Source organism: Postechiella marina, from assembly GCF_039538365.1.
GTDB lineage: Bacteria > Bacteroidota > Bacteroidia > Flavobacteriales > Flavobacteriaceae > Postechiella > Postechiella marina.
On sequence record NZ_BAABCA010000004.1, the window covers coordinates 43250 to 64549 of the forward strand.

General features: G+C 30.7%; 15 protein-coding genes and 1 pseudogene. 4 read left to right on the forward strand and 12 right to left on the reverse strand.

Annotated features, from left to right (window positions below; all coding sequences use genetic code 11):
- Nucleotides 1–93 precede the first annotated feature (93 nt).
- The 8 genes and pseudogenes from ABD715_RS09455 to ABD715_RS09490 form a co-directional block, all read right to left on the reverse strand.
- Nucleotides 94–2850, reverse strand: coding sequence for an outer membrane beta-barrel protein (locus tag ABD715_RS09455; protein WP_344787946.1), 2757 nt, complete (start codon nucleotides 2848–2850; stop codon nucleotides 94–96).
- A gap of 128 nt (nucleotides 2851–2978) precedes the next feature.
- A complete protein-coding gene (locus ABD715_RS09460) occupies nucleotides 2979–3434 on the reverse strand; it encodes a heme-binding domain-containing protein (RefSeq protein WP_344787947.1) in 456 nt (151 codons plus the stop codon).
- 11 nt (nucleotides 3435–3445) lie between these two features.
- Nucleotides 3446–5869 (reverse strand): TonB-dependent receptor domain-containing protein, encoded by a 2424-nt coding sequence (locus tag ABD715_RS09465; protein WP_344787948.1) that lies wholly within the window; start codon nucleotides 5867–5869, stop codon nucleotides 3446–3448.
- The gene (locus ABD715_RS09470) at nucleotides 5850–7214 is read right to left on the reverse strand and encodes an HTTM domain-containing protein (protein WP_344787949.1); all 1365 of its coding nucleotides are present in this window, start codon (nucleotides 7212–7214) and stop codon (nucleotides 5850–5852) included. Before ABD715_RS09470 ends, ABD715_RS09465 begins: the two co-directional genes overlap by 20 nt.
- A gap of 882 nt (nucleotides 7215–8096) precedes the next feature.
- A pseudogene (locus ABD715_RS17835) lies at nucleotides 8097–8498 on the reverse strand (thrombospondin type 3 repeat-containing protein); the annotation flags it as partial.
- 739 nt (nucleotides 8499–9237) lie between these two features.
- Complete coding sequence (locus tag ABD715_RS09480) at nucleotides 9238–10377, reverse strand: imelysin family protein (RefSeq protein ID WP_344787951.1); 1140 nt, start codon at nucleotides 10375–10377, stop codon at nucleotides 9238–9240.
- A gap of 97 nt (nucleotides 10378–10474) precedes the next feature.
- Nucleotides 10475–11680 carry a DUF4856 domain-containing protein gene (locus ABD715_RS09485; RefSeq protein WP_344787952.1) on the reverse strand — a complete coding sequence of 402 codons (1206 nt, stop codon included), beginning with the start codon at nucleotides 11678–11680 and terminating at the stop codon, nucleotides 10475–10477.
- Nucleotides 11681–11856: 176 nt separating this feature from the next.
- Complete coding sequence (locus tag ABD715_RS09490) at nucleotides 11857–12720, reverse strand: hydroxymethylglutaryl-CoA lyase (RefSeq protein ID WP_344788424.1); 864 nt, start codon at nucleotides 12718–12720, stop codon at nucleotides 11857–11859.
- Between the two features lie 166 nt (nucleotides 12721–12886).
- Between ABD715_RS09490 and ABD715_RS09495 the strand changes: the two genes are divergently transcribed.
- Entirely contained in the window at nucleotides 12887–13828 is a 942-nt protein-coding gene (locus ABD715_RS09495) for a T9SS type A sorting domain-containing protein (protein ID WP_344787953.1), read from the forward strand.
- A gap of 110 nt (nucleotides 13829–13938) precedes the next feature.
- Nucleotides 13939–15891, forward strand: coding sequence for a T9SS-dependent choice-of-anchor J family protein (locus ABD715_RS09500; protein ID WP_344787954.1), 1953 nt, complete (start codon nucleotides 13939–13941; stop codon nucleotides 15889–15891).
- Between the two features lie 9 nt (nucleotides 15892–15900).
- Here the strand turns inward: ABD715_RS09500 and ABD715_RS09505 are convergent, their stop codons facing one another.
- Nucleotides 15901–16929, reverse strand: coding sequence for a quinone-dependent dihydroorotate dehydrogenase (locus tag ABD715_RS09505; protein WP_344787955.1), 1029 nt, complete (start codon nucleotides 16927–16929; stop codon nucleotides 15901–15903).
- 255 nt (nucleotides 16930–17184) lie between these two features.
- Between ABD715_RS09505 and pepT the strand changes: the two genes are divergently transcribed.
- Both pepT and cysK read left to right on the forward strand, forming a co-directional pair.
- Nucleotides 17185–18426, forward strand: a complete 1242-nt coding sequence (gene pepT / locus ABD715_RS09510; protein WP_344787956.1) for a peptidase T — start codon at nucleotides 17185–17187, stop codon at nucleotides 18424–18426.
- An 18-nt stretch (nucleotides 18427–18444) separates the two neighbouring features.
- A complete protein-coding gene (gene cysK, locus ABD715_RS09515; RefSeq protein ID WP_344787957.1) occupies nucleotides 18445–19356 on the forward strand; it encodes a cysteine synthase A in 912 nt (303 codons plus the stop codon).
- Nucleotides 19357–19445: 89 nt separating this feature from the next.
- On the opposite strand, the gene yajC is transcribed toward cysK, so the two are convergent.
- The 3 genes from yajC to nusB all read right to left on the reverse strand — a co-directional run bounded on the left by yajC (nucleotide 19446) and on the right by nusB (nucleotide 21265).
- A complete protein-coding gene (gene yajC / locus ABD715_RS09520) occupies nucleotides 19446–19736 on the reverse strand; it encodes a preprotein translocase subunit YajC (RefSeq protein WP_344787959.1) in 291 nt (96 codons plus the stop codon).
- A gap of 21 nt (nucleotides 19737–19757) precedes the next feature.
- Complete coding sequence (locus tag ABD715_RS09525) at nucleotides 19758–20243, reverse strand: DUF1573 domain-containing protein (RefSeq protein WP_344787960.1); 486 nt, start codon at nucleotides 20241–20243, stop codon at nucleotides 19758–19760.
- A 77-nt stretch (nucleotides 20244–20320) separates the two neighbouring features.
- A complete protein-coding gene (gene nusB / locus ABD715_RS09530) occupies nucleotides 20321–21265 on the reverse strand; it encodes a transcription antitermination factor NusB (protein WP_344787961.1) in 945 nt (314 codons plus the stop codon).
- Nucleotides 21266–21300 lie beyond the last annotated feature (35 nt).

Below are 21300 nucleotides of genomic sequence, written 5' to 3' on the forward strand. Positions count from 1 at the left end.
TAATTGCGTGCAAATATACAATATAAATACCAAATAAAATTATTATTTGCTATGGCTTTTGGTTTGAAAGCATTACTAAACTGTTAAACTTTATTAACGCCTTCTAAAACTACCGCCAGAACGCCCACCTTGGCCACGTTGTTTTCCTCCCATTTTCATTTTTTGTCCAGCAAAGTTTCCAAACTTGTACACAAAAGTCATCATAAAATATTGCTCTAATATTTTATTCTCGACATCTTGAATATAGGTTTCTGTAACAGACCTCCTATAGCCATTATTTTTGCCTAACATATCGTACCCAACAAGTGTTAATGTAGCTTTATTGTCCCATAACTCGACCCCCAAACCTGCATTCCAGAACACAGCATCTCCATCAAAAGTATCTCCTACTCTGCTATTATAACGGTAAGATATTCTGTTAGATAAAAATGCGTTTTTAAAAAAGAACAAAGATGTGTTTACATCTAAATTCTGAATAAAATATTTATTATCGTTTAAATTATCTGTATCAAAAACACTTTTGTGGGTTGCGTAACTATAACTTGTACTTACATCGACTTTACTATTATAAGAATATTTAAAAGAAAATGAAGGTTTTATAACCGTAGTTTTTGCTGTAAAAGTTACATTGTTTTGAACAGATAGGTTGTTGTTATAACTCCCCATAAAACGTGCATTTAAATTTATGTTGGTTTTCTTATTGTAATACGATTTTGATATGGCTACATTACCAGTATACGAGTAGTCTCCATTAATATTTGTGTAGGTGGTATAGCGATTTAAATCTGCATCGGTTGTAGTAGAGTTAATTATTTTATCTTGAACAAATTGAGCTTTCGCTCTTCCTGTAATATTTATATTGTTATAAGCTAAATTATTTTGATATTCAAAATTTACATTATGGCTTATTTCTGGTTCTAGTAACGGGTTTCCTACTCTAATATGAGTTATGTTACTTACATCTTCTACAGGTTGAAGCTGATTAACAGACGGGATATTTACACTCTGATTGTAATTTAACGATATGTTTTTATAACCTTTTGGATCTCTATATCGAATACGACTAGAATAGGTAACATAGTCGAAATCTGATTTAAAATTACGGGCTGTAACAATTGCGTCTTTATAACTTCTATAGGTGTTTGTAAAAGCACCTTCTACCTCAAAACGTATGTTTTTATATTCGTATCTCAATTTTAATGCTGGTCTTATAGTTGTGGTTACATATTTACTGTCTGAACTTAAAACGTCGTTAAAATCATCATATCTGTTAGAGTTCTCATCAAAATCGTAAATATATTTCTCGTTATTTTGAGTGTTTACTGTAGCGCTGTACCTTGGCATTAATCTAAAATTAGGAAATAATGCTTTACTCCAAAATGCCGATAAATTGATATTACTACTCGCATTATTAGTTTCACTAATTTGATCTTGCGTTATGGTTGTGTTACTATTATACAATAGGTTTTCTGAAAACTTTTGTGAGTTTGTATCTGCTTTATTAAAATTGGTATTTAACCTAATGTTTAAATAATCTCTACCACTGTTTAAAATTGGCGTTACACTAAACGCATTTTTTATTTCGTAATTTGAAGATGTTGATGCATTAGTAGAATTATAATCGCTAACTAAATCGCCATTACTCTCTATAGATGTTCTTTCTTCTGATGAACCATATTCGCTTGTAGAGCTATTAAAATCTATTTCGTTTGATAGTTGCACCTTTTTAGAACTTTTATTTTTTGGTAAGATTATAAACTTTAAATCGGCTCCTCCTTGATGCTTGTCAGAATCGTTATAACTACGTGTTTTGGAGTCTGTGGTATAATTTAAATTAGGTAAGAAGTTTTCTCTGTGGCTTAATTGTTCAAAATCTCTATTTTGCGTACTATATTTATAATTCCCATTAATTCGGGTTTCGTTCCATTTTCCTTTGGTAAAATTAGCTCCTATAAAATCAGATTCTATATACCCGTTACTAGTATCGGTATCTGGCAGCGCATTAAACCCACGCGACATATTTATATTATTTGTACCAGATATTAAACCCAACTGTTTACCATCAATCAACTTAAAAATATTAGCATTAGCTTGGTATTTATCATCTGTACCATAACCCGCTTTTATATCGCCAAAGGTGGCTCTATTTTTTCCTTTTTTAATTTTTAAGTTAATTTCTTTTGTACCAGAATCAGACTCCTCACCTGTAAATTTTTGCATATTAGTTTTATAGTCTGTAACCTGTACTTTGCTTATTACATTACTTGGTAGGTTTTTTAATGCAATCTCTCCATTTTTTTCGCCAAAAAACTTCATGCCATCAACATTAATAGCCTCTACATCTACTCCGTTTACGGTTATGTTTCCATCTAAATCTATTTCTACACCAGGTAGTTTTTTTAACAAATCTTCTGCTTTATCGTTAGGTAGTGTTTTAAAACTATCTGCATTATACTCTATAGTATCTCTTTTAATTAAAACTGGTGGTGCTTTTGCTATAATAGACACAACATCGAGTTCTTCTATTTGGTCTTTTATAATAACATCTCCCATATCTAAAAAATCACCAGATGGTACATTTAAATCTTTTATGTATGGTTTATAACCTAAATAAGCAATGTTGAATATGGTTTTTGAATCTAAACCTGAATTAACTCGCATAGAAAACTCACCCATTTTATTAGTGATACTGTAAGCTATGGGAATACTGTCTTTTATACTTTGAAGGTATACCGTTGCACCTTCTAACACATTAGCATCTTGATCTTTTACAACTCCTTCTAACGTGAATTTTTGAGCAAATAAAGAAGTTGTAAGTAATAACGTGAGTAATACTAGTGTTTTTTTCAATTTGTATTGGTTAGGTTAAAGTGTTTAGACCCAGCCAATTTCTAATAGTTTAAACCACAGATGTTAAAAAAAACACAAAATTTAATATGATAAATTATTAGTTATAAAAAATTCACTTTAGTTAAAATCTATTTTAAATTATAGCCTAATCTTACCTTTTTAGCCCAATCAATTAAAGCTTCTTTTTCTTGACTTGTAATACTCCCATGTAGCCAAGTATAAGAATCTAGAGGCATTTTTCCCTCTTCTAACTCCTCTATAAGTTCGTCAAGTTTATGATCTCGTTTTTTAATTTTATACATATCCCATTTAGATACATTAAAATGCTTGTTACCGTCTTCTACATGATGATTTATCCAAAAAGATACTGGTGCCACTTCTGCATACCAAGGATATTCTGTTTTATTACTATGGCAATCAAAACAATGCTTTTCTAAAATAGCAACCACATCTTCATCTGGTTTAGTATCTTCTATAAAAGAGGCTACGTCTCTATATTTTGCATCATTTTTTTCGGGTCTATACAATTGAATTAGAACTAATAAAACCAATAAAGCAATAAGTGTTTTTTTTACAATTTTCATGGGCTTTCTATTTAAAATTTAATTTGCAGTGTGGTATAAAAATTTCGAGGTGCTGATGGAATTATTCCTGGTCCAGGATACCCAGTTGCTCTTCTAGTAAAATAACTATTATCTAAAACATTATTTACTCCTGTTTCCAATTTAAAGTTTTTATAGCTGTATGATAAAGAAACATCTAAAATATCGTATTCTGGTATTTCGCCTATTACACCACTTAAACCAGCTGCTGTAGAATTAGTTGCATCTGTAAATTGTTTACCTAAATACGTATATTGAATACTCCCTAATAAATTTTTATAACCTCCATTTAATCCTGTTTTAATATTTAAATCTGGTACAAACTCTACTTTATTTCCTTTTATACCATTCTGCTCTGAAGCTGTATACTCAGAATTTATTATTGAAGTGTTTACAAAATAATTTAATTGAAAATTGTTATTTAAATCCAATATTTTCTTTAAATTAAAATCGAATAAAGATTCTATACCATACATCATTGCATCTCCAACATTTCCTCTTTCACTAACAACTCTTCCATCTGCTAAGCCTTTTTGAACAAAACCTATTCTCCCGTTATAAAACAAACCAAATGCTCCTAAATCGTATGATAATAATCCTTTATAATTTCCTCTTACACCAACATCTACAGTAAACCCTTTCTCATCTGTAATATCTGGGTTTATTGAAAATGCAGGATTAGTAATATTTATATCTGAAAAAGTGACGGAACGATAATTCTGCGAAACATTTCCATAAATTTCAAAATTAGAATTTGCCTTATAACTTAGACCAACCCCTAATAAGAGAAACGACCGTTCAAAATCTTGGTTATCTTCTATATTTTCTTCAAAAATAACATTGCCCGCTCCATCTGTATTTATACGTTTAAAGAAACCTTCACTTTCCGTTTTTATATATTCAAACCTAAACCCAGGAGTTATAGAAAACTGTTCTGTCAAATAAAAAATATTTTCTCCAAATACAGACATATTTAAGTTTGGCAAATCAAATTGAGACTGATTAGGGTAATTAGGAAAATCATCTGAAGCAAAATTAAAATCGGCCCCAATACCATCACTTCCTGGTCCTTGTTTTTGATAATTATCGGCTTTATAAAACTTCGTCCCTATTAAAAAAGTAGCATCTTTACTAAAAACTTTATACTTTGTTAACAAACGAGACTCAAACCCAAAATTTTTAAAATCTCCTTTTATTAAATCGCGTTCTTGTCCTGGATCTATTTGATTAACTCTGTTCGTTCTAAACCCTAAAGCTTTTCGCGATGCATTTAATCCAAAAACATTGAATGTAAAGTTTGTTCTTTCAGAAAACTCATGAGCAAACTTTAAATTATAAAGTAACCAATCTACCTGAAACCAATTTCTTTCTCTATTACTTTGCAAAGGGTCTTCTTCAAACATGGCATCTGTTAAACCTCCTCCTTGTTGCGCTAAGTAATTTAAATAAGTTGTTTCTAGACTTAACTTTGTTTTTTTATTAAATTGATATCCTAAATGTGCAAATACATTTTTAGACTCAAATTCAGAATTTGGTCTAAAACCATCTCCTTTTTTGTAATTGAAATAAGTATAATAACTAAACTTATCTTTAGTACCACTAAAGCTTGTAAAATTTGTATACAAACCAAAACTTCCTAATGTATTTCTTGTTACAACTTCTAAAGCCTTATTTGGATTTGGCGATTTCATTTTAAAATTAATTAACCCTCCAAATTGTGTTCCATATTGTAAAGAGGCAGCACCACGAATAACTTGAATTTCTTCTAATCCTTCTGATGCTGGTGTGTAATAACTTTCTGGATACCCCAAAACATCGGCACTTATATCATAACCGTTTTGTCTAGTATTAAAGTTGGCTGTTCTATTTGGATCTAGTCCACGACCCCCAATATTTAATTGTAATCCGGCATCATCGTTTTGATAAATATTTAACCCTGCAACCTGACTATAAATTTGACGTGCATTGTTTGATGCCAAATTAGCCATAGATTGATCGACTAAAACAACTTCAGTCTTTTTTCCTGCATAAATAGCTGTCTCTTCAACATCATTTAATCGTTTTAATTCGAAAACACGTCTTTTTCTTGCTGTAATTTCAACTTCACTTAAAGTTTCAGATAAATCATTCAAAATAATTTTTAAATCTGAAGCATTATTGGTATTTATTTTAACCTCATTAACATCATATTCGTAAGAAAAGAACACCAATGTTATTTCTTTTTTAGCAGTTTCAAATTGAAAATAACCAGAAGCATTTGTAGTAGTTAAAATACCTGAAGCTTTATCGTAAACTTTTACATTAATTAAAGGTTTATTATTTTTTGAATAACTTACTACTCCAGACACCTTATTTTGTGCAAATATTGCAACACTAAAAATTAGTGCTACAATTATATTAAAGTCCTTTAATCTCATCTTTAAATGGTAAAATCCAATGTTTTGTTTTAAATGATTCTTTTTCGCGATGCAAATCTACGTTTTTATCTATAAATGGTTGACTTAATCTTCCGTTTAATGCCACATAACTTTCAACAAAAACTTGTACGTTTTCATGCCCTTGCGATGTAAAGTGATCTCCTAAATAATGGGCATATTCCAAAATAAAATCGGGTTGAAAACTCATTTGTTTTTCTTGAAATGGTGTTAAAAAATCTTTGTTATCTACATAAAAAAAATCTCCAGTTTCTCCGTTCACTATTTTGAACGTGCAAATTCCCATTTTTTCTATAAGCATAACACGCCATGAAAAACGGAAACCTTCTTCGGTCCAAAACAATTCATTTTTATAAAATATATTTCTAAACGGAAAAACAAGTTGAATAATAAAAAAGACGGTTAATAAACACACTATAGGCTTTCTAAATTGATACGTATAATTAGTTCTTACTGTATCAATTAAGCTTGAAGCCTTATATTGAAAAATACGTTTTACTATACTAATGATTTTTTTATGCAAACTCGCATCAAAGAATATTAATGTGGACACTATCATGATAAACGGAAACATGCCTATAGGAAATAGCACCCTAGTAAACACATGAAAAATCACTACTAATATAAAAGCAAAAACTCGTGTTCTTTTGTACAACAATAAAAACGGAATTAACAAATCGTAGAGCATTCCACTCCAACTCATCGCATAATGAAACCATTCTTTATGCATTAGCGTATCTCCTATTAACGGTAAATCGTATTTTGAAGGTAACCATATTTTTAGAGGCATGGCTCTAAGTAACCAATCACTATTTATTTTAGCTAAACCAGCATAAAAATATACAATTCCCAAAAGGAGTTTTATACTATCTAATGTCCATTTAGGTATGTTTTCGTAACGCCTTTTCTTAATGATATTATCTACTGAAAAATGGGCATTGGCAGGTAGAAAAATCATTAAAAAACTTAATAAACTTATAAAATAGTAATGGTTAAGATAGGTTGTTTTATCCATAAGTTCTATATAAGTAAAACTTAAGAAAAACGTAATTATAGCTAATCTGTATTTAAATCCAATTGCTACAAAAAAAGCAGCAATTCCACATAAAACAAATAATAAATAAGTATAACTACCTATAGGCTTAACCCATTCGAAACCATAATACGAAAAATGAAATTTTGGTTGAATGTATAATGTTTCTATCCATCCGTGATACCAAAAACGAATAATACTAAAACACATCATGATACCAAACGCTATTCTAAACACTGCTAAAGGTGCCGCATTTGTATTTTTATTTAAATATGTTTTTATATTGAAATCCATAAGTACAAAAAAGGTTGCCCTTTGTTAGACAACCTTTTTAATATATACATAGTTTGGTTATCTTTCTATTGGTATTGTCCTAATAGGTTCTGATCCTTTAAATATTTTTATTTTCTTTATATATTTATTATTTACATGAATAGCATAAATACCTGATGATAAATGATAAGTATTAATTACTGAGCCTGCTGTTATATTTTTATTTACAACTAATCTATTTCCAATAAGTTTAAATATTTTAAGATTATATGTTGAAATTGGACTAATGTAATCATCAAACCGATCAATTAGAATTTTGCTTTTATTTTCTTTTAAAGAAATATTTTGATTTATTGGACTTGGCAAAGGTTCTCTATCAAAAGGGATTGATAAATAATTATCCAAAGGAATTTCAATCAATCCACTCTTAGTATTTAGATAAGCTTTTTTACTAGTACCTGATTTACTATACTTAAAAGGAACATACTTAATATTATCTGAGTTTTTCTCATTTGATTCGTCAACACTTCCGTTATAATCAATATCAAAAATTAAATAATAAGTTTTATTCTCTTTTAAATTTAGCGAAGATATATAATCATAAATATATGTTGAAAAAGAATCAGATTTTTTAGAATTTCCATTAATAGCACCTATATTATCCCTTCTATATTCATAAGCAGGTTTACTACCAAAATCTGGATATTTAGCTTCTTCTGAAACCAAAACCATATAATTTGAAGATAAAGCGCGACCATCATCATCGTTTTTTATTGTTATTGTAAAAGTATGATTCTCGCCTTTTTTGAATATTGGAGTATCATTTTTATTAGTTTCTGAATCAATGGTATATGTTTTCTTTCCTACTTTAACAACTACTTTTGTTAAAGTTAAATTAGGTTTATTAAATTCCTCATCACAAACATCTCCTATCCCATCTCCATCTATATCTGTCTGATTGGCATTTGGCTCATTTGGACAATTATCATTTACATCTAAAACACCATCATTATCCGAATCAAAATCACATAAATCACCTATACCATCATTATCATTATCTTCTTGATTTGGATTATAATTAGTTGCACAGTTATCAATATTATTAAGAATTCCATCACCATCTATATCATCATCACAAAAATCTCCAATACCATCACCATCTATATCAGACTGATTAGGGTTGTAATTATTAATACAATTATCACAAATGTTTCCAACTCCATCATCATCAGTATCTAATTGATTAGCATTCGATACACTTGGACAATTATCATCTTCATTTAGAATACCATCATTATCTTTATCTACCGATATACTCCAATCCAATTCTACATACTTATACCCATTTGAGTCAATAGAATTTTCATTTCCTTGATAAGTTCCCTTTCCAAATTGATAAATTCTATTATTAATTCCGCCTGGATATAAATGTGCATATTCTTCCTTTACATAAATGTAAACAGAATATCTAATTTTTCTAAATATCTCATTAGAAGGGAAGTTATTTTCTCCTCCCAAAAAAAAGTTTATACCAGATTGATCAAATACCACAGAAGTATCAGTATTACTGTAATAGGCATAATTATTTTTACCTACACCTAATCTAGTATTTATTTTGAAAAACGAATCAAAGGTGTTTGGATAATAATTGACTCCCCACCCATTCAAATACTCACCATTACTTATATTATTGTTTGATGGATTATTACTATCAAACCATATCTTTTCTCTAACTTTTTCTATATGACCTTTAGCAATTATAGGTGCTCCATCAGGTGTAACTCCTAATTCATCTGGAACTATTATATTAAATCCAGTGTAAACTTTTTTTTGGAATACAAAACCATTCCTCTCCAATTTACTATTCTCAACTTCAAAAGTACTAATACGCACTGAGTTAAAATTACCACAATCTTGGGTGGTAATCTGAGAATTTACCTGATAAGTAATTACAAAACTTAATAAAATTATTATTTTTTTCATTGATCTAAATTTAAAATATTGAAAGTATTTTCATCGATCAAATACAAGAAAAAACAATAAATTAATCGCCGTCATTATCTTGAAACCCTTCATCAATAGAAATATCAAAAGCACTCATCATATCTACTTTTAAAGATACAACAACAAGTTGAAGTGCATCATAAGCCTCTGTCATTTTAGTATTATCAGTATTTATTTGATTAAAAAAATTATTATCTAAAACCTGAATCTTTTCTCTGGCAGCATCAAACTTTGAATTAATAAGTGTAGCTAAATCACTTCTATCTAAAGCAATTAAATAAGACTTATAGCTTTCGCCATTAGTCGATCCATTATAAGCTTTACCATTAAAAAAATCTTGAACAGCTTTTAAGGCTTCTAAAGCCAATTCTTTTGAAACATCTTGCTTATAAAATGCTTCCACTGTTTCTGGTAATGGGCTATTCGAAAAATTCCCTGCTGGTATTCCAAATTTATTCGCACGTAAGCCTCTCTCATAATAAGAAACATAATCATTTACAGTTTTGTTAACTGAACCCGTTTTTGAGCTTTCAACATTAGCAACAAAACTATTTCTATAACCATTTTTCCAATCATTAAGAATAGTGTTGTTTAATGAAATCATTCTACTAACAATATCAGTAAGATAATTTACGTAACCATCTTTATTTGTATTTGTAGTAAACTTTTCAATGGAGGTACCATCTGCATCTGCTAAACCATGAATTAAAAAATCTAAAGCTGGAAAACCTTGCCCATCATGATAATTAGAAGTAGTTAAATCATAATTACCATTATCAGCACCGTTTTGTACATCGGCGACTTCTAAAGGGTAAATATTAAAAAAAGACACAAAACCAATGTGATTTGTATTGTCTATACCCTCAGCTTTACCAATATTAAACATTTCAACATATTGCCACACTTTATAAGCCTCTAACCAAGAATTACTTAAGGCATCTAAGTTAGTTTGATTTATATCATTAACAAAATTTCCTCTTGCTACATCTAAAGCAGATAGTTTTATTTGAAAATCTTCAAATGCAGGAATAATAATATTATCAGCAATATTCGCTAATAATAAACCTCTATCAAATGTATCTGTTTTCCCTGAAGGTCCATCATCGGAAGACGAAGAACTACAAGCCACTATAGAACCTATAGCCACTAAAGCTAAAAAAATCTTTCTAATTGTAATCATAATCTTATTAAAATAAATATTTTGCAAAAATACTAAAAGTAGTCATTGTATATGGTAATACAATGACTACTTTTAAAGTTAAAAAAACAATTCTTTTTTAACTTCCTGCTTGTGCAGTTGTAAAATTAAATTTAGCAGATATTGTATCAGACATTGTATCTAAATCTCCTGCTGTAATATCCCAAAAACCATTTCCGTTTAAAAGTGTAGCTATAAATGCATCAACTTCTGTTTTTGTAAAATATGGTTCATTTGTCCCTGGTTTTCTTGTAAATTGTAAGCTATAAACAAACCCAAATCCTTCAGATAAATCGTGAAAGGCAGAAGCCATATCTGTTCCTAAATTTGCTTTACCTTGCTGTAAATAGTAAACTGCTCTTACACCAATAACTTCAGAAATTTTTTCTCTAATAATTTCAGCTTGTTCATCTCTTAAATCGTAATCTCCAGCAACAATTGCTGCTCTACCTAATTTAAATGCTTGGTAAACATCGTCAGCAATTCCTGCAAAATCAGTATCACCTTCAACTCTACCTAAATATTTATTTAAAAAGTTATCTGCACCTAAATCTGCGTTAGGATTTGCTGGGTCTGCATTTGCTCCAAAAACGTAACCATAAGCTTCGTCCCATTTATGCTCCATTGTAGTGTACGTTTTACCATCTTCTACAGTACCTGCATCGTTATTTGCAATATTATTTCCTGCATCTAAAACAGCTGTACTTAAGTAGTTATTAAGTGCTTGATCTGCCATTAAAGCTCCTATTAAACCTTTATTAATAGCTTGGTTTAGTTCTAACCCTTTTGCATTTACATAACGCGTAGAACCACCACCTGCTTCTTGAATTTTCCCAGCAGTTCCTGCTACAGCATCAACATTCCAGTTAGGAAAAACTTCATACACTTGTGCTTTTATCCAAGTATCAAATTCTGCTTTAATTTCATTAGCATCTGTAGTGTTTGCAGAAAAATAATCAGACGAAGCTGCTGTTTTACTTCTTATACTTTTATCTGAAGCATTCAAGTCTGCATCACTAAAATCTGCATCACCTTCTGCATGAGCAAACATACCATCTAAATCTGCTTCACTCTTTGATGTATCTTTTAAGGCATCTATAAATTCTTGCCCCATTTCTATTCTAGTAGTTTGACCACTAAAGCTAACAGAAGATTCGCCTTCTCTTTCAAAACTATATGTTGCAGGAGCAACTACTTGGCTTCCTCCATCTCCACCATCATCGTCACTTGAACATGATTGAAATAATGCTGATACTACAAAAATACTTAATACTAACTTTTTCATTTTTAGCTAATTAATTTGTTTTTATTTAGACTTATTACAAATAAAACATTGTTTAAGGCTGCAAATATAAAACACGAAAGTAATTTTGCAAAGTTTATTTAGATTAAATTTAAATAAATATTAGAATTTAATCATTAAAACCTGCAAATAAGAATATTGTACTATTAAAATGAACTTTAATGATAAACGTTGAAGATTTTTGATGCCTCATTATATGCACTTTCAAAACTAAGAGCATTTAAATTATTAACTTTTTGAGTCGTAAAATAAGATAATAATTTTTCTGTTGGCATATTGCCTGTAAGCTCATCTTTTGCCATTGGGCAACCGCCAAACCCTTGAATAGCACCATCAAAACGCATACAACCTGCTTTGTAGGCTGCGTCAATTTTTTCGAACCAAGTTGTAGGCGTGGTATGCAAATGCGCTCCAAATTCTATATTTGGATAAATTGGAATTAAATTAGAAAACAAATAGTCTATATTCTCTGGGTTCGATGTGCCAACCGTATCACTTAACGACAGTATTTTCACACCCATCTTTGCTAATTTCTCGGTCCAATCGCCTACTATATCAACATTCCAAGGGTCTCCATACGGATTACCAAACCCCATAGATATATATACAACCATTTGTTTATTATGCTTATTTGTTAACTCTAACATATCTTGCAAAAGACTTACAGATTGCGCTATGGTTTTATGGGTATTTCGCATTTGGAAATTCTCTGATATAGAAAACGGATAGCCCAAATAATCTATTTCTTTTTGAGCACATGCATTTTCTGCCCCTCTTAAATTGGCAACTATAGCTAATAATTTACTTGATGTTTTAGATAAATCTAGCCGAGATAACACCTGTGCTGTATCTACCATTTGCGGGATTGCTTTTGGAGACACAAAACTACCAACATCTATAGTATCGAAACCAACACGTAGTAACGACTGAATATATTGCACCTTTTGCTCTGTTGGTATAAACTGCTTTATACCTTGCATAGCATCTCTTGGGCACTCAATTACTTTAATATTTTTTAGCATTGTTGGATATAATAAGACCATAAATGTACTATTATTTCCTTAAACAAATACTTAATATTTACTTAATAGATTTCTATAAATAATTAATAAACTATAATTAAAACTAAACGTTTTGGTAAGTTATGTCGTGTTTTTTCGACGATTATTAAATATAAAAGCTATAACCATGATAAATTTTACACCTGCGCTTAAATTATATTTTGTAATCTTTTTTGCTTTTATAAGCTCCAAATTATTTAGCCAAAGTATTGCCAATTATAATATATCTGTAACAACTATATGGAACAGTGAAAACCATACGTCTGTTCCTGCTGGCGCACATTGGTCGCCTCTGGTTGGTGCTACACACAAAAACATAAACGATATCGTAAATTTAAGTAAACCATCACCATTAACAAATGGCTTAAAAGACGTTGCCGAAAGGGGAATAAACACTAATTTTAATAACGAAATTAACACAGTTATAGCTTCTGGAAATGCAGATAAATACTTAATAGAAAACTTTTCGAGTGGTGCTATTGCAACAGCAACAATGCACAATGTTATGGTAAGCGAAGATTTCCCTTTAGTTACTTTAATAAGTATGGTTGCGCCTAGTCCAGATTGGTTTATTGCAGTTACCAACGAAAATTTAAGATCGGGTTTACTCACCCTTAATGGCTGGAAAGATACTTATACCATAGATGTATTTGCATACGATGCAGGAACAGATAATGGTACAAATTACAACGCTTCAAACAGTGCTAATACCCCAAGAACTAACATATTTAAAATTAATAACGCACCTATAAATGGTAATAAAATGGCAACTCTTACTTTTACCTATAACGCATCAACATTAAGCAATAGAGAACCTAACGCCATTGCAGGTGTAAAAATATCTCCTAACCCTACAAATTCTATAATAACGCTATCAAACATTCAAAATATCAATTTAAAAAACATAGAAATATATAGCACAATAGGAAATATGGTTAAGCAAATTTCAACTTTAAAGTCGCTTAAAACTATTAAAATAGATGTTTCTAATTTAAATAAAGGTATCTACTTAGTTAAACTGAATTTGGAAAACGGGAGTTTTAAAACTCAGAAAATAGCTATTAATTAGAATCATATTTTCCTCCTTTATTATATTTAACGAAAATAATAGCGGGTTTAACGTTTAAATTATCGAGAAGTTTTATTTAGAAATACATTTGAAAAAATGTTTTACCCCAAATGAAGCTTTTTAACCTACATAACAACCTCTTAGCATCGTTATTACTAGTTTCGATGTTTATCTACTGTGCTTCTGCAGAAAGCCAAGAAGAGCAACTACACTGTGGCACAAGTTATGGCGCAAGTTATCAAGAATATATAAAAAGCATTAAGCCACAAATTAAACAATACGAAAACCAGTTTTTAAACTTAGCTTCTCATCATGGTAAATCTTCACACCCAGGGCTAAGAAATTCTATACCTATTAAAGCACATGTTGTAAGACAATCTAATGGCAAAGGCGGTCTATGTAAAGCCGATTTAATACAAATTGTAAACAACCTTAACCATTTGTTTGCTGACGCCTATTTAGAATTTTATTTAATAGATAGTATAGATTTTATTAATAATGATGCCTTTTGTCATTTTAACAAAAAAAATGAAACCGATTTAACAACAAATAATAACATAAGCGGTGTTGTTAATGTTTATTTTACAGACTATTTAGAAAACGAATTGGAAAACAAAATTTGTGGTTACACAAATAATGTAGGCAGAACCGATGTAATTGTAATGAAAAACGATTGTGCTAAAAATGGATCGTCTTTAGCCCACGAAATAGGACATTTATTTTCGCTAATGCATACACATGGTCCAGACGAAAATAAGTTAACAACAGAATTGGTAGATGGTAGCAATTGCGACACAGATGGCGATGGTATATGCGATACACCTGCAGATCCTAAAATTAATGCAACAAGCGTAAACAACTTTTGTGCCTACACAGAAACTGTTTTTGATGCCCATGGCGATGTGTTTAAACCAGACACCCAAAACATTATGTCGTATTCTAAAAAGGCTTGTCGTTCTCATTTTTCTAAACAACAATTAGCCCGCATGTTTGCTTTTTATAAATCGGCAAAAAACTATTATAGCTCTAACGACTTTAACGCCGATTTTACTACCGATGTTAATCAAACCTGCGACAACACACTAACTGTAAATTTTAATGCTAATTACAAAAACGCAACCTCTTGGCAATGGGATGTTAACGAAGATGGCATTATAGATTACACCACTAAAAACCCTACTCACACCTTTACTTCTGGTGTTTACAACGTAACGCTAACGGTATCTAATAAAACAAAATCTATAAATAAAACCTATTACAATTATATAAAAGTTGGCATGCTAAAAACATCGCCTTTTACAGAAGGTTTTGATAATTTTACAACAACCAACGATGCAGGTTGGAGTACTATTGATGCGTCTCAAAACGGATATAATTGGTTAGTTAATAAAGGTAATACACCTACAGAAAAAACAGGTCCGTCTAACGATAATTCTAAAAACAAAACTTCTGGTACTTATATTTTTGCCGAGGCTTCTGGCGCTCAACCAGGTGATATTGCAGAATTTATTTCGCCTTGTATAGAAATAAATCAATATAACACCTTATTAGAGTTTTCTTATCACATGTTTGGAGAACATATGGGCGAATTACATGTAGATATACAAACCGATTCTGGTTTTGAAAACGATATAATAACGCCTTTAGTAGGACAAACACAAAACAAAGCTAATGATGATTATTTAGTAAAAGAAGTTAATTTATCTCAATACAGTGGTCAAATTATTAAAATACGCTTTAGAGCCATTCGTGGTACAAGTTGGGATGCCGATATTGCCATAGATAATATTAGTATTAAAGAACAAAATATTTTAGAACCTACAGATTCTAATCGCTTTAATGTAAAAGTTTACCCCAACCCTGTTTCTGGAGATGCACTGTACATATTGGCAGAAAACACAAACGATGTTATAACCTACAGCATTTTAAATACAATGGGACAAAGCTTAATGCAAGGTGTTGTTACCAATAACAGTATAAATATTAATAGACTAAATAAAGGCACTTACCTTTTAAAAGTAAATAGCAATACGTCTACTGTAATAAAAAAAATAATAAAGTAAATGGCTTTGTTACTTTAATATAGCCTTGTTTATTTTTTTAATAAGACTTGGTCCTTCGTAAATAAACCCTGTGTAAATCTGTACCAAATCTGCTCCAGCTTCAATTTTATCTAAAGCATCTGCAGCAGAGTGAATTCCACCAACTCCAATAATAGGGAATGCTTTATTGCTTTTATCTGCTAAATACTTAATTACTTTAGTACTTTTATCTTTAATAGGTTGTCCGCTTAAACCTCCATTACCAATATTTTCTAGCATTTCTTTAGATGCTTTTAAACCCGTTCTATCTGTAGATGTATTACTAGCTATTACACCATCTAGTTTTGTTTCTAAAACAAGCTCTACAATTTCGTCTAACTGTATATCATTTAAATCTGGTGCAATTTTTAAAAGAATAGGCTTTTGTTTATCGAACGTTTTGTTAGCCTTTTGTACCGTGCTTATTAACTCCAACAAATAGTCTTTATCGTTTAATTTAGCATGACTTCCCACATTTGGGCAACTTACGTTAAGTACAAAATAATCTACATAATTATGCAAAGCATTAAAACACTCTAAATAATCTTTGGTATATCCTTCTGGTTTTGTGTCGGTATTTTTACCAATATTACCTCCTATTATAAGTTTTCCTTTATTTTTCTTTAATTGTTCTATGGCAACCTCCATACCTTCGTTATTAAAACCCATACGGTTAATAATACCTTGGTCGTCTTTTAATCGAAATAATCGTTTTTTTGGGTTTCCTGCTTGTCCCTTTGGTGTAACGGTACCTATTTCTATAAAACCGAATCCAAAATCGGCTAACTCATTAAATAAAACAGCATTTTTATCGAAACCTGCAGCCAAACCAACCGGGTTTTTAAATGTTAACCCAAATAAGTTTCGCTCTAATCTAGCGTCGTTTACTTGATATAAACCTCTAAATATAGCAGACACTCCTGGTATTTTAGATGAAAATCGAATTAAAGAAAAAGTGAAATAGTGAATTTTTTCAGGATCGAAAAGAAAGAATATTGGGCGAAGTAGTAATTTATACATCAAAAATTATTTGTGCAAAAGTACTTCTAAATAAAAAATCAACCAATTCAAAAGTCAAAAAAATATTTAATTCACTTTAACCGCTTAAATTATATATACAAAATACTGTTTTTCATCTTTATCAAAATCAAAAAAACTATCAAAATTATAACCTTTAGAAATGTTAAATCGATTAATTTTCTCAATTAATAATCGTAATTTAGATGCCATAAAGAGGACGTATTCACCTCGCTAAATTTCTTAATTTTTATTTTAATGATTTCAAAAGAACACATTATAAAACGCTTTATAGGTTACGTTACCATTGACACCGAATCTGACCCAAATTCTGAGACTACACCAAGTACAGTTAACCAATGGGATTTGGCAAATAAACTTGCCGAAGAATTAAAAACTATTGGTATGGAAGATGTTACTATAGATGACAATGCATATATTATGGCCACATTGCCTAGTAATGTAAACCACGAGGTGCCAACTATAGGTTTTATTTCTCATTTTGATACTTCGCCAGACTTTACTGGTGCAAACGTAAAACCTCAAATTATTGAAAAATATGACGGTAAAGATATTGTATTAAATAAAGAAGAAAACATAATTTTATCGCCAAGTTATTTTGACGACTTATTACTTTACAAAGGTCAAACTTTAATTACTACAGACGGAACAACATTATTAGGAGCAGATGATAAAGCTGGTATTTGCGAAATTGTTTCGGCTATGGAGTATTTAATTAATAACCCCGAAATTAAACACGGAAAAATACGTGTGGGCTTTACACCAGACGAAGAAATTGGTAGAGGTGCTCATAAATTTGATGTAGAAAAATTTGGAGCAGAATGGGCTTACACTATGGATGGTAGTCAAATTGGAGAATTAGAATACGAAAACTTTAATGCTGCAGGTGCTGTTGTTAAAGTAAAAGGTAAAATTGTACACCCAGGTTATGCCAAAGGAAAAATGATAAACTCGATGTACATTGCTACAGAGTTTATTAACTCATTACCTCAATTAGAAACACCAGAGCACACATCGGGATACGAAGGCTTTTTCCATTTACATAATATGAAAGGAGAAGTTGAAGAAACCACTCTAGAATATATTATTCGCGACCACGACAAAGGGCATTTTGAAGCTAGAAAAGCAGTAATGACCAAACTTGCTAACGAATTAAATTCGCAATATGGACGCGAGGTTATTACGGTAGAAATAAAAGATCAATATTTTAATATGAAAGAAAAGGTAGAACCTGTAATGCATATTGTTGACACTGCAGAAGAAGCCATGAAACAATTAGATATAAAACCACTTATAAAAGCTATTCGTGGTGGCACAGATGGCTCTCAGCTAAGCTATATGGGCTTACCTTGCCCAAATATATTTGCTGGCGGTCATAATTTTCATGGACGTTATGAATATGTTCCTGTAGAAAGTATGATAAAAGCAACACAAGTTATTTGTAAGATTTCTGAATTAACAGCTACTAATAATAAATAATATTAAACAAAAATTATCATGAAAATAAATAATATATTAGAAGGCATAGGTAATACCCCAGTTGTTAAACTAAGTAAGTTATTTCCTGATGCTAATGTTTGGATGAAACTTGAAAAAGCAAATCCTGGCGGAAGCATAAAAGATAGAATAGCATTGGCTATGATTGAAGATGCCGAAAAGAAAAACCTGATAACTAAAGATACCGAAATTATAGAACCTACTTCTGGTAATACAGGTGTTGGTTTAGCTATGGTTGCAGCCATAAAAGGTTACAACCTTACTTTGGTTATGCCAGAATCTATGTCGGTAGAAAGACGAGCTTTAATGGCTGCTTATGGTGCAAAATTGGTGCTTACACCTAAAGAATTAGGTTTAGGTGGTACTATTGCCAAAGCAAACGAAATGGTTGCTAATAACAAAAATGCATGGATGCCTTCGCAATTTACAAACCAAGCCAATCCCGAAATACACCGTAATACAACAGCCTTAGAGGTTATAGAAGATTTTCCAGAAGGATTAGATTACCTAATTACAGGAGTTGGAACTGGAGGACACATAACTGGCATGTCTAACGTTTTAAAGAAAAAATATAAAAACCTAAAAGTACTTGCTGTAGAGCCAGATGGATCGCCTATTATTTCTGGAGGCGAACCAGGACCACATCCTTTACAAGGTATTGGACCAGGTTTTTTCCCTGATGTATTTGACAAAAAGGCTATTGATGGCGCTGTAAGAATTACTAAAGAGGAAGCTTTTGACGAAGTAAAAAACATAGCAAAAACAGAAGGTATATTAGTTGGTATTTCTACAGGAGCTTCTTTAGCAGCGGTTAGAAAACAATTAGCTACTATAAATAGCGAAGCCACAATACTTACCATGAATTACGATACTGGAGAACGTTACCTATCTATAGACGGGCTTTTATCTTAAAAGTTTTTAAGAATATATTTTAGACCTTAAATCTCATAAAAAAAGCTTCCTAATTTTAGGAAGCTTTTTTTTGTACAAATAAATTTGTTTTATTTTTTTGCAGGAGCGTTTAATTTTGCACTCATCTCCATAGAAATAGCAGACTTATCAAACTTTAATTTTCCAGACATTGTTTCTATAACACAAGTTCCATCTTTATCATTAAGTTCTAAAACCTTACCGTGTAAACCACTTTTGGTAATTACTTTATCACCACGTTTTAACTCTTCTGCAAACTTCTTTTCTTTCTTAGCACGTTTCATTTGAGGTGCAATCATAAAGAAATACACGACTACAAACATTAAAATGAAGGGCAAAAATTGCCCAATACCTTCTCCCATTTTTATAGTTATTGTTGTTAGTTATTTTTTAGCAACTGGCGATGCAGAACCTCCAGCATTAGGATCTGCTTTTACAAAAGCTTTAATTTTTACAATCTCTGATCCTTTTTCTGTATTAGCTGTTACCGTAATAGATTTTGTAATAGCACCGTTACCGCTACCATTATACTTTACAGTAAATTTACCAGAATCTCCTGGTAATAATGGCTCTCTAGACCAATCTTTTGGTACAGTACAACCACACGTAGTAGCTATATTAGTTATTACTAATGGTGCAACACCTGTATTTTTATAGTTAAAGACTGTTTCTACTGAGTTTCCTTTTTCTATTTGACCAAAATCGTGCTCAGATGCTTCGAATTCAAGTACAGGAAATTTTGAAGAAACAGCATCTCTTGCAGCAGCTTCTGCCACATTAGTTTCGTTTATTTTTTTTGTTGCATCTTCTTTGCAAGATGTAAATGCAATTAGGCAAACTGCGCTAAGGGTTAATGCTAATTTTTTCATGTTAAAGTTTTTTATTTGTTGGCAAAAATAACAATATTTTAATCGTTTTAAAATTTTTATAATCTTCTTAACACAAATTACATTAAGCCTCTTCCTATTTTATTCAAGGCATTATTGCTTTCGTATTCTTTTACCAATTTATCTAAAATTCCGTTTATAAAAATGCTACTTTTTGGAGTAGAGTATTCTTTCGCTATTTCTAAATATTCGTTAATAGTTACTTTTACAGGAATAGAACTAAAGTTTTTTAATTCGCAAATAGCCATTTGTAAAAGCACATAATCTACATTTGCAATACGGTCAGAATCCCAGTTTTTAGTTTTAGACTCTATTTCATTGTTTAATGCTGTTCTATTTAACAAGGTCTTTTTAAACAACTCTATAGCAAATTGTTTATCTTCTAAATCTTTGTATAACTTAGGTGTAAAGTGGCTATCTATAGATGTTGCTTTAGCTTTTCTAAGTAATTTTAAAATGGTAGTATTTACTGTTGGTAAATCGTCTAACCATGTTAAGTTTTTATCTTCTATATAATCGTACAGCTTTTCGTTTGGTGCTATAATATCTTTAAAAATATCAACAATAAAATCTTTATCCTCCTTAAAATCAGACACCCTAGTTTGCATGTAATCTTTATACAAATCACTAGATACAATGGCTTTAAAAAGTACATCTATATACTCTTGATCTAGCTCCCAATTGTTAATTTGGTGGGTTTGTATGTCGTCTTCTAAATTAAAATTATCTTTTAATTTTTTTAACAACTCATTATTAATAAACTTTCTGTTTGGATTTTTATCTTCGGCAGTAGCCAAATGCTTTTTTTGCTTTTTTTCAATATCACTTTCTGCTCTTTTCTGAATTTCTATAAGAATAGATATTATTAACAAATACAGATTGTACATGTTATCTATACTAAACAATAAAAATTTTTGGTTAGTACTAAAATCATCACTTTCACCTCCTTTAAAGGCATAAATGGTTTGCATTACTTTTACACGAATATGTCTTCTGTTTAGCATAATTACAAAGAACTTTATATATATAAATTAAAGCG